General features: G+C 69.9%; 10 protein-coding genes. 7 read left to right on the top strand and 3 right to left on the bottom strand.

All coding sequences use genetic code 11. From position 1 onward, the window contains the following. The 3 genes from infB to truB all read left to right on the top strand — a co-directional run. Positions 1 to 2,384: translation initiation factor IF-2 (gene infB / locus ACX9GQ_RS11090; RefSeq protein ID WP_459629585.1), on the top strand; the 2,384-nt coding region annotated here is incomplete at its 5' end. Positions 2,385 to 2,531: 147 nt separating this feature from the next. After that, entirely contained in the window at positions 2,532 to 2,948 is a 417-nt protein-coding gene (gene rbfA, locus ACX9GQ_RS11085) for a 30S ribosome-binding factor RbfA (RefSeq protein ID WP_459629584.1), read from the top strand. Positions 2,949 to 2,952: 4 nt separating this feature from the next. Further along, positions 2,953 to 3,861: a tRNA pseudouridine(55) synthase TruB gene (truB, locus tag ACX9GQ_RS11080; protein ID WP_459629583.1), complete on the top strand. Its 909-nt coding sequence runs from the start codon at positions 2,953 to 2,955 to the stop codon at positions 3,859 to 3,861. Between the two features lie 35 nt (positions 3,862 to 3,896). Here truB and ACX9GQ_RS11075 read toward each other — a convergent pair whose 3' ends face one another. Then, positions 3,897 to 4,187, bottom strand: coding sequence for a DUF3303 domain-containing protein (locus ACX9GQ_RS11075; RefSeq protein ID WP_459629582.1), 291 nt, complete (start codon positions 4,185 to 4,187; stop codon positions 3,897 to 3,899). A gap of 181 nt (positions 4,188 to 4,368) precedes the next feature. Here ACX9GQ_RS11075 and rpsO point away from each other — a divergent pair, with 181 nt between their 5' ends. Both rpsO and pnp read left to right on the top strand, forming a co-directional pair. Further along, the gene (rpsO, locus tag ACX9GQ_RS11070) at positions 4,369 to 4,638 is read left to right on the top strand and encodes a 30S ribosomal protein S15 (protein ID WP_459629603.1); all 270 of its coding nucleotides are present in this window, start codon (positions 4,369 to 4,371) and stop codon (positions 4,636 to 4,638) included. A 330-nt stretch (positions 4,639 to 4,968) separates the two neighbouring features. Then, a complete protein-coding gene (gene pnp, locus ACX9GQ_RS11065) occupies positions 4,969 to 7,116 on the top strand; it encodes a polyribonucleotide nucleotidyltransferase (protein ID WP_459629581.1) in 2,148 nt (715 codons plus the stop codon). A gap of 73 nt (positions 7,117 to 7,189) precedes the next feature. Here the strand turns inward: pnp and ACX9GQ_RS11060 are convergent, their stop codons facing one another. Beyond that, positions 7,190 to 7,870 (bottom strand): hypothetical protein, encoded by a 681-nt coding sequence (locus ACX9GQ_RS11060; RefSeq protein ID WP_459629580.1) that lies wholly within the window; start codon positions 7,868 to 7,870, stop codon positions 7,190 to 7,192. Positions 7,871 to 7,935: 65 nt separating this feature from the next. On the opposite strand from ACX9GQ_RS11060, the gene ACX9GQ_RS11055 reads away from it, so the two are divergent. Then, positions 7,936 to 8,064, top strand: a complete 129-nt coding sequence (locus ACX9GQ_RS11055; RefSeq protein ID WP_459629604.1) for a hypothetical protein — start codon at positions 7,936 to 7,938, stop codon at positions 8,062 to 8,064. After that, positions 8,036 to 8,497, top strand: a complete 462-nt coding sequence (locus ACX9GQ_RS11050) for a hypothetical protein (protein ID WP_459629579.1) — start codon at positions 8,036 to 8,038, stop codon at positions 8,495 to 8,497. The genes ACX9GQ_RS11055 and ACX9GQ_RS11050 overlap by 29 nt, the downstream gene beginning before the upstream one ends. 27 nt (positions 8,498 to 8,524) lie before the next feature. Here ACX9GQ_RS11050 and fabI read toward each other — a convergent pair whose 3' ends face one another. Continuing rightward, complete coding sequence (fabI, locus tag ACX9GQ_RS11045) at positions 8,525 to 9,418, bottom strand: enoyl-ACP reductase FabI (RefSeq protein WP_459629578.1); 894 nt, start codon at positions 9,416 to 9,418, stop codon at positions 8,525 to 8,527. Between the last annotated feature and the right edge of the window lie 7 nt (positions 9,419 to 9,425).

The following is a 9,425-nucleotide window of genomic DNA, read 5'->3' as shown; positions in this document are numbered from 1 at the left end:
GAGCCGTAGGCGGCCGGCGTCCCGCGATGCATGTTGCGCGGCATCTGGTCGAGCAGCAGGAGCAGGGCGAGCGCGCCATGGCCCTCGTCGAGGCGCGCCGCCGCGAGGAGGACGACCGCCGCCGCGCCGAGGTCGAGGCCCGGCAGCGGGCCGAGCGCGAGGAGCGCGAGCGCAAGGAGCGCGAGGCCGCCGAGGCGCGCAAGCGCGAAGAGGAGGCCCGCCACCGCCGCGAGGACGAGGTCCGTCGCAAGGCCGAGGACGAGGCCAAGCGCCGCCTGGGCGATGCGCCCGCCGGCGGCGACCGCGTGCGCCCGTCGACGCCCGACGCCGCGCCCGGATCGCCCGTCCGTCGCCCGCTCGTCGGCGTTCCGCGCCCGGCCGGTGTCCCGGCCGAGGAAGAGGAAGAGACGAAGCGGATCATCCGCCGCCCGGGCATGCCGACCAAGGTCATCACGCCCCCCAAGCCCGAGCGCACCCGCCCGGGCGAGGAGAAGCGCCGCGGCCGCCTGACCGTCACGGTCGCCACGGGGGACGACGACGAGCGCACGCGCTCGGTCGCCGCTTTCCGCCGCCGCGTGCAGCGCATGAAGGGGCACGCGAGCAACGAGCCCAAGGAAAAGATCGCCCGCGAGGTGACGATCCCCGAGACGATCACCATCCAGGAGCTGGCCAACCGCATGGCCGAGCGCGCCGTGGACGTGATCCGCTTCCTCATGAAGCAGGGCCAGATGGTGAAGATCACGGACGTGATCGACGCCGACACGGCCCAGCTCGTGGCGGAGGAGTTCGGCCACTCGGTGAAGCGCGTCGCCGAATCCGACGTCGAGGAGGGCCTGTTCGACGCCCCCGACACCGACGAGTTGCTGAAGTCGCGTCCGCCGGTCGTGACCATCATGGGCCACGTCGACCACGGCAAGACGTCGCTGCTCGACGCCATCCGCCAGACCAACGTGGCGGGCGGCGAGGCCGGCGGCATCACGCAGCACATCGGCGCCTACCAGGTCACCTCGCCGCTCGGCGGCAAGATCACCTTCATCGACACGCCCGGCCACGCCGCGTTCACCGCCATGCGCGCCCGCGGCGCCAAGGTGACGGACATCGTCGTGCTGGTGGTGGCGGCCGACGACGGCGTCATGCCGCAGACGATCGAGGCCATCAACCACGCCAAGGCGGCCCGCGTGCCGCTGATCGTGGCGATCAACAAGATCGACAAGGCCGACGCCAACCCGGACCGCGTCCGCACCGAACTGCTCCAGTACGAGGTGCAGGTCGAGTCCATGGGCGGCGAGACGCTCGAGGTCGAGGTCTCCGCGACCAAGAAGATCAACCTCGACAAGCTGCTCGAGGCGATCTCGCTGCAGTCGGAAGTGCTCGACATCCGCGCCAACCCAGACCGCCCGGCCGAGGGCACCGTCATCGAGGCGAAGCTCGATCGCGGCCGCGGCCCGGTCGCCACCGTCCTCGTGCAGCGCGGCACGCTCCGCACCGGCGACATCGTGGTGGCGGGCTCGGAATGGGGCCGCGTGCGCGCCCTGGTCTCCGACCTCGGGGCCCAGGTGTCGGACGCCGGTCCGTCCGTCCCGGTCGAGATCCTCGGCTTCAACGGCGCGCCCGAGGCGGGCGACCGCGTGGCCGTGGTCGAGAACGAGGCCCGCGCCCGCGAGGTCACCGACTACCGCCAGCGCCAGAAGCGCGAGCGGCAGGCGGCTCGCGCCGGCGTTGCCCGCGGCACGCTCGCCGACATGATGAGCCAGCTGAAGGCGACCGGAAAGAAGGAGTTCTCGCTCCTCGTGAAGGGCGACGTGCAGGGCTCGGTCGAGGCGATCGGCGGCGCGCTGGAGAAGATCGGCAACGACGAGGTCGCGGCCCGCATCATCCACGCGGGCGTCGGCGGCATCAACGAGAGCGACATCACACTCGCGCTGGCCTCCGGTGCCGTGGTCATCGGCTTCAACGTCCGCGCCAACAAGGAGGCCCGCGAGGCCGCCGAGCGTGCCGGCGTCGAGATCCGCTACTACAACATCATCTACGACCTCGTGGACGACGTGAAACAGGCCATGTCCGGCCTCCTCTCGCCGACCCTGCGCGAGGAGCGTCTCGGCGAGGCGCGCATCCTGCAGGTCTTCGCGGTGTCGAAGGTGGGCAAGGTGGCGGGCTGCCTCGTGCAGGACGGCCGCGTGGAGCGTGGCGCCAGCGTGCGCCTCATCCGCGACAACGTGGTCATCCACGAGGGCAAGCTCTCGACGCTCAAGCGCTTCAAGGACGAGGTCAAGGAAGTTCCCTCGGGCCAGGAATGCGGCATGGCCTTCGAGAACTACCAGGACATGCGCACCGGCGACATCATCGAGTGCTACCGCGTCGAGGAAGTGCGGCGCACGCTCTGATCCGGCAGGCGCCCCCGGCCGCCGGGGCGCGTCGACCACCTGCCACGGATGGGCGCTCGCCTTCCGTAGCGTCATCGTCAGGCCTCTCCCCGCGGCGGGGAGAGGTCAGAACCCTCGCACCGGTTCGATCCCGGGCGGGAGAGATCCATGAAACGCGATACCGAATCCCGATCGTCCGGCCCCTCCCAGCGCCAGTTGCGCGTGGGCGAGTTGGTCCGCCACGCCCTCACCGAGATCCTGGCGCGCGGCGAACTGCCGGAGCCCGCGCTGGCGCGGGCCTTCGTCACCATCCCCGAGGTGCGGATGAGCCCGGACCTGCGGCTCGCGACCATCTTCGTCACGCTGCACGACAAGCGCGAGGAGAAGGCGGTGCTGCAGGCGCTGGAGGCCAACCGCAAGCATCTGCGCGGCGAGGTGGCCCACCGGGTGAACCTCAAGTTCGCCCCCGACATCCGCTTCCGCATCGACGACCGGCTCGACGAGGCCGCGCGCATCGATGCCCTGCTGCGCTCGCCGGCCGTGCAGCGCGACATCGCCGCCCCGCGGCACGACGACGAAGAGTGACGCCATGAACGCGCCGCGCAGGCACCGGGTCGAGGTCAACGGCTGGATCGTCCTCGACAAGCCGGTCGGCATGACCTCGACGCACGCCGTCTCCGCCGTCCGCCGCATCTTCAGCGCCAAGAAGGCCGGCCACGCCGGCACGCTGGACCCGCTTGCCTCCGGCATCCTGCCGCTGGCCTTCGGCGAGGCGACGAAGACGGTGCCCTACGTGGTGGACGGCGAGAAGGCCTACACCTTCACCGTGCGCTGGGGCGCCGAGACGACCACGGACGACAGCGAGGGCCCGGCCGTCTCCACCAGCGACCTGCGGCCGACGCTGGCCGAGATCGAGGCCGTCCTGCCGCGTTTCATCGGCGCCATCGAGCAGGTGCCGCCGCGCTTCTCCGCGATCAAGATCGACGGCGAGCGCGCCTACGACCTCGCCCGCGACGGCGAGCAGGTCGAGCTGCAGGCCCGCACGGTGGACATCCACGCCCTGCGGCTCGTCGCGCACGACGCCGACACTGCGACCTTCGAGGCCGAGTGCGGCAAGGGCACCTATGTCCGCGCCATCGCCCGCGACATGGGCCGGGCGCTCGGCTGCCTCGGCCATGTCGTCGCGTTGCGCCGCACCCGCGTGGGGCCGTTCTCCCTGCAGGACGCCGTGCCCTTCGCCGACCTCGAGGCGGCGCAGGAGAAGGCGCACGAGTTCCTGCTGCCGGTCGAGGGCGGCCTCGTCGAGCTGCCCTGCGTGGTACTGAACCGCGACGCCGCCGCGCGCCTGCGCCGCGGGCAGCCGATCATCCTGCGCGGCCGCGACGCGCCGGCCGAGGGCGGCCCCGTCTACGGCGCCTGCGGCGGCGTGGTCATCGCCGTCGGCCAGGTCGAGAAGGGCGAGTTCGTCCCCGTGCGGGTCTTCAACCTGCCCTATTGAGCCTCGCCAGCCCGCTTCCGACGACGCGGCGCGCCTCACGCGCTTCGTGCGTCCGGCGTCCCCTCGACGATCGCCCGCGTCTTCGCCGACGGCACCACCGGCACGAACTCGAACGACACGCCGCAGCCCTGCCAGTGCAGCACCCACTGCTGGAGGAGGGCCGGGTCGTCGGTCTCCATCAGCTGGAAGCACCGGCGCATCGAGGCCTCGATCCAGCTGTCGACGTAGCGCAGCCCATCCGGCAGGCCCCTCCCGGCCGCCCGCATGCGCCGGTAGACGGGACGCATGTCGGCGTCCGCGAAGGTCTCGATCACCATGAAGAGCATGCCGTCTCCCCGTTCCGGGCCCGCCGCGGCCGCGGCGGCGCGATAAGGCTGGCCTCGACGGCCGTTTCGTGTATAAGCCGCGCAACCGTCCGCGCCCCGGGCCCGGGCGGCATCTCGCATGACCGTGCTGGACGACATCCCGGCACGGCCGCCCAACAACATCAAGAGCAAGGATCATCCGATGTCGATCACGGCCGAACGCAAGACGCAGCTCGTCAAGGACTACGCCACGAAGGCGAACGACACCGGCTCCCCCGAGGTGCAGGTGGCCATCCTCACCGAGCGCATCTCCAACCTGACCGAGCACTTCAAGTCGCACACGAAGGACAACCACTCCCGTCGTGGCCTGCTGAAGCTCGTCTCCCAGCGCCGTTCGCTGCTGGACTACCTGAAGCGCATCGACGAGACGCGCTACAAGACCCTCATCGAGCGTCTCGGCATCCGCCGCTGACCGCCCGGCGCCGGCCCGTTCCGGTACGGTCGCAGGTCATCGACCATCCCGCTGCGGCGACCGCTCGCCGCAGCCGCCTGCCCTTCCCGCGCCACACGGTTGCGGCGAGGATCACCCGGCGGAGGGCCGCAGGCCTTCCGCGCACCGCGTAGCCCGGCCGCGTAGGGAGCCGGGGCAAGCGTCAGGCGGGCGGCAATGGTGCCTCCGCCTCGCACCAGAGGGCCGGCCGACGATTCATGGCAGGATCGCCGGATGCTCGCGGGCCCCGCGCCCGAGCATCCCGCCGTCTTGCACATGGCGTCGGTCCGGCCAGGAAGGCAAAGGACCGCAATGTTCGACGTTCAACGTGTTGAGCTCACGTGGGCCGGGCGCAAGCTCGTGCTCGAGACCGGCAAGATCGCCCGCCAGGCCGATGGCGCCGTGCTGGCCACCTACGGCGAGACCACCGTGCTCGCCACCGTCGTCTCCGCCAAGGAGCCGAAGGCGGGCGTGGATTTCTTCCCGCTCACCGTCAACTACCAGGAGAAGTCCTTCGCGGCCGGCCGCATCCCCGGCGGCTACTTCAAGCGCGAGGGCCGTCCGACCGAGAAGGAGACGCTGGTCTCCCGCCTCATCGACCGTCCGATCCGCCCGCTCTTCGTCGAGGGCTACCGCAACGACACCCAGGTCATCGTGACCGTGCTGTCGCATGACCTCGAGAACGACCCCGACGTCGTGGCGATGGTCGCCGCCTCCGCCGCGCTCACGCTCTCCGGCGTGCCCTTCATGGGCCCGGTCGGCGCCGCCCGCGTCGGCTACATCAACGGCCAGCTGCGCCTGAACCCGACCATCGCCGAGATGGCCGACAGCCAGCTCGACCTCGTCGTTGCCGGCACGGCCGACGCGGTGCTGATGGTCGAGTCCGAGGCGAAGGAGCTGCCCGAGGACGTGATGCTCGGCGCCGTCATGCACGGCCACAAGGGCTTCCAGCCGGTGATTGACGCGATCATCAAGTTGGCCGAGCGCGCCGCCAAGGAGCCGCGCGACTTCCAGACGCCGGACAACTCGGCGGTTGAGAAGCGCATCCTCGACCTCGTCGAGGCCGATCTCCGCGACGCCTTCACCACCCCGGCCAAGCAGGAGCGGCAGGACAAGGTCGCTGCCGCGAAGGCCAAGGTCATGGCCGCGCTCTGCGGCGAGGGCGTCGATAACCCGCTCGACAAGAACCTCGTCGCCACGGTGTTCAAGGACGCCGAGGCCAAGATCGTGCGCTGGAACATCCTCGACACCGGCAAGCGCATCGACGGCCGCGACGTGCGCACCGTGCGCCCGATCGTCGCCGAGGCCGGCATCCTGCCGCGCACCCACGGCTCGGCCCTGTTCACCCGCGGCGAGACGCAGGCCCTCGTGGTCGCGACGCTCGGCACGGGCGACGACGAGCAGTTCATCGACGCGCTGGAGGGCACGTACAAGGAGACGTTCCTCCTGCACTACAACTTCCCGCCCTACAGCGTCGGCGAGACCGGCCGCATGGGCTCGCCCGGCCGCCGCGAGATCGGCCACGGCAAGCTCGCCTGGCGCGCCGTGCGCCCGATGCTGCCGCCGCACCACGAGTTCCCCTACACGATCCGCCTCGTCTCGGAGATCACCGAGTCGAACGGCTCCTCGTCGATGGCGACCGTCTGCGGCTCGTCGCTCGCGCTGATGGATGCCGGCGTGCCGCTTCGCGCCCCGGTGGCGGGCATCGCCATGGGCCTCATCCTCGAGGGTGATCGCTACGCGGTGCTCTCCGACATCCTTGGCGACGAGGACCACCTCGGCGACATGGACTTCAAGGTTGCGGGCACGGCCAACGGCATCACCTCGCTGCAGATGGACATCAAGATCGCCGGCATCACCGAGGAGATCATGAAGGTCGCCCTCGACCAGGCCCAGGGCGGCCGCCTGCACATCCTCGGCGAAATGGCCAAGGGCCTCTCCGGCGCCCGCCAGGAGCTCGGCCAGTACGCGCCGCGCATCGAGACGATCAAGATCCCGACGGACAAGATCCGCGAGGTCATCGGCTCGGGCGGCAAGGTCATCCGCGAGATCGTCGAGAAGACCGGCGCCAAGATCGACATCTCCGACGACGGCACCGTCAAGGTGGCCTCGTCCGACCTCGCCTCGATCACGGCCGCGCTCAACTGGATCAAGTCGATCGCCTCGGAGCCCGAGGTCGGCATGATCTATGACGGCACCGTGGTGAAGACGACCGACTTCGGCGCCTTCGTGAACTTCTTCGGCGCCAAGGACGGCCTCGTCCACATCAGCCAGCTCGCCGCCAACCGCGTCAACAAGGTCACGGACGTGATCAAGGAAGGCGACAAGGTGAAGGTGAAGCTCCTCGGCTTCGACGAGCGCGGCAAGGTCCGCCTCTCCATGAAGGTCGTCGACCAGCAGACCGGCGAGGACCTGGAGAAGAAGCAGAAGGATGAGCCGGAGGCTGCCGCCGGCGAGTGATCGCTGCGGCGTTCGGTTGATGGTATAGGGGCGGCCCGCGAGGGCCGCCCTTTCTCGTGGAGCCTACGCCCGTTCATTCCGCACCGAGTTCGACCAGCAGCCGGCTGTTGTAGGCGGTCCAGGCCGCCGTGTGAGGGCAGACCCAGCGGATCGCTTCGATCAGTTCGCCATGGTCCTGCGCCAGATCCCGGTCATGGATCGGCTCATGATGCGCCACGCGATTCCGCAGGCGCCGCAGCATGTTGAAGCGTCCGTGCACGAGCCGGCGCTTGAGACCTCGCCCATGGGGAAAGGCACGGTGCAGAGCCTGCCGCCAGAGCGTGTGGTCATAGCCCTGCCCCAGCAGACCCACCCAGAAGCCGAAGCGCAGTTCAGCGACGATGGCGCCGACGGTGGGCGTGGCCGCCCGGGACACGGCGGCTTCAGCCGCTGCGATCTCATCGCGGGTGCGACGCGCCAGCGGAACCCCATCGTCGTGCATCCACTGCGCGCCGTAGCGGGCGGCGAGTGACCGTTCGAGCGCGTTGCGCAGGCAGACCTCGACCGACTGCAGCGGCGCGTAGAGCGCCTCCGAAAGGCGCGTGTTCCGCTCGTAAAGGGTAAGCGCACGGCTCAGGTCGCCATCGCAGGCAGACAGGTACTTGCCGAGCCGTTCGAGAGAAAGCGAAGCCTTCAGGGCCTCGTCGACCGTTGCGTTGCGCAATGTGCAACCTTGCAAAATGACCAGAGTTATGCGAAACGAAACATCGTACACCCCGGGCCGGCCTCTGCCATCAGGCATGCTCCCGGGGTCAGTCTTTTCTGGGGTCTTCTGTTGCGTTGATCCACGCGCTCGGCTTCGACGAGCGCGGCAAGGTCCGCCTCTCCATGAAGGTCGTCGACCAGCAGACCGGCGAGGACCTGGAGAAGAAGCAGAAGGATGAGCCGGAGGCTGCCGCCGGCGAGTGACCGCTGCGGCACGTCTTCGCCGATCAGGCACGAAAAGGGCGGCCCTCGGGTCGCCCTTTTATCGTCGGCTGCAGGTCTGTGCCCTTGGGCGACGCTCGTCGACGCGCGGAGTTCGTGGTGCGCCAGCGCCTGCACCGCGATTTTCGCGGCAGGCGTCCGCCGCCACTACGTCGGCACGCAGGGCCTCGTCGACGGTACGGTGGAGGCCAAGACTGCCCGCGGCCTCGCCTACCACGAAGGCGGAAACCCGCAGTCGCTGCAGCCGCTGAAGTACAGCGGCAACGCCACGGCGGCGATGATCGACCTCTACTACGAATTCGGCTCGCGCGAGGCCGCGTCGCTGGCCACGCTGGCGATGCCCAACCGCCTCTACGTCATCTCCGGCGCCACCGCCTTGGCCAAGGGCATCGCGACGGGCCTCGGCCCGCCGTGATCACACCTGCGGTTCCGGGGGAGGGCCTCAGCCGGCCGCCTTCCCCGCCGCCGCCTCTTCCGCCGCCTGCTCGGCCGCGTCCACCGTCTTCAGCGCTTCCGGATGCGGCATGGAGATGATGTTGTAGCCGCTGTCCACGTAGTGGATCTCGCCGGTGACGCCGGACGAGAGGTCGGAGAGGAGGTAGAGGGCGGAGCCGCCGATCTCCTCGATCACCACCGTGCGGCGCAGGGGGGCGTGGCGCTTCTGGTAGTTGAACATCAGCCGCGCGTCGGTGATGCCGGCGCCCGCCAGCGTGCGCACCGGGCCCGGCGACAGCGCGTTGACGCGGATGCCCTGGGGGCCGAAGTCGTTGGCGAGGTAGCGCACCGAGGCCTCCAGCGCGGCCTTGGCCACGCCCATCACGTTGTAGTTGGGCATGACGCGGGTTGAGCCGCCATAGGTCAGCGTCAGGATGGAGCCGCCCGGGCCCATCATCGCCGCCGCGCGCTTGGCGATCTCGGTGAAGGAGAAGCAGGAGATCACCATGGTGCGCGAGAAGTTCTCGCGCGTGGTGTCGGCGTAGCGGCCCTTCAGCTCGTTCTTGTCGGAGAAGCCGATGGCGTGGACGACGAAGTCGAGCCCGCCCCACGCCTCCTGCAGCGCCGCGAACACGGCGTCGACCGAGGCGAGGTCCTCCACGTCGCACGGCAGCACCAGCGACGAGCCGACGCTGTTGGCGAGTGGCTCCACGCGCTTCCTCAGCGCGTCGCCCTGGTAGGTGAAGGCGAGCTGCGCCCCCTGTTCGGCGACTCGTTTCGCGATGCCCCAGGCGATGGAGTGGTCGTTGGCCACGCCCATGATGAGGCCGCGGCGGCCCTTCATCAGCGTGCCGAGCATGGATAGGCCTTGCGCCGGGGCGCCCTGCGTATGGGAGGTCATCCCGGTT

The sequence above is a fragment of the Alsobacter sp. R-9 genome, assembly GCF_054612375.1.
The sequence above is the reverse complement of the archived record's forward strand: the minus strand, read 5'-3'. Positions and strand labels throughout refer to the sequence as shown.

Coding starts and splice junctions, on each gene's coding strand:
- rbfA (WP_459629584.1), top strand. CDS start 2,532: ATGAAACGCGATACCGAATCCCGATCGTCCGGCCCCTCCCAGCGCCAG.
- truB (WP_459629583.1), top strand. CDS start 2,953: ATGAACGCGCCGCGCAGGCACCGGGTCGAGGTCAACGGCTGGATCGTC.
- ACX9GQ_RS11075 (WP_459629582.1), bottom strand. CDS start 4,187: ATGCTCTTCATGGTGATCGAGACCTTCGCGGACGCCGACATGCGTCCC.
- rpsO (WP_459629603.1), top strand. CDS start 4,369: ATGTCGATCACGGCCGAACGCAAGACGCAGCTCGTCAAGGACTACGCC.
- pnp (WP_459629581.1), top strand. CDS start 4,969: ATGTTCGACGTTCAACGTGTTGAGCTCACGTGGGCCGGGCGCAAGCTC.
- ACX9GQ_RS11050 (WP_459629579.1), top strand. CDS start 8,036: ATGAGCCGGAGGCTGCCGCCGGCGAGTGACCGCTGCGGCACGTCTTCG.
- fabI (WP_459629578.1), bottom strand. CDS start 9,418: ATGACCTCCCATACGCAGGGCGCCCCGGCGCAAGGCCTATCCATGCTC.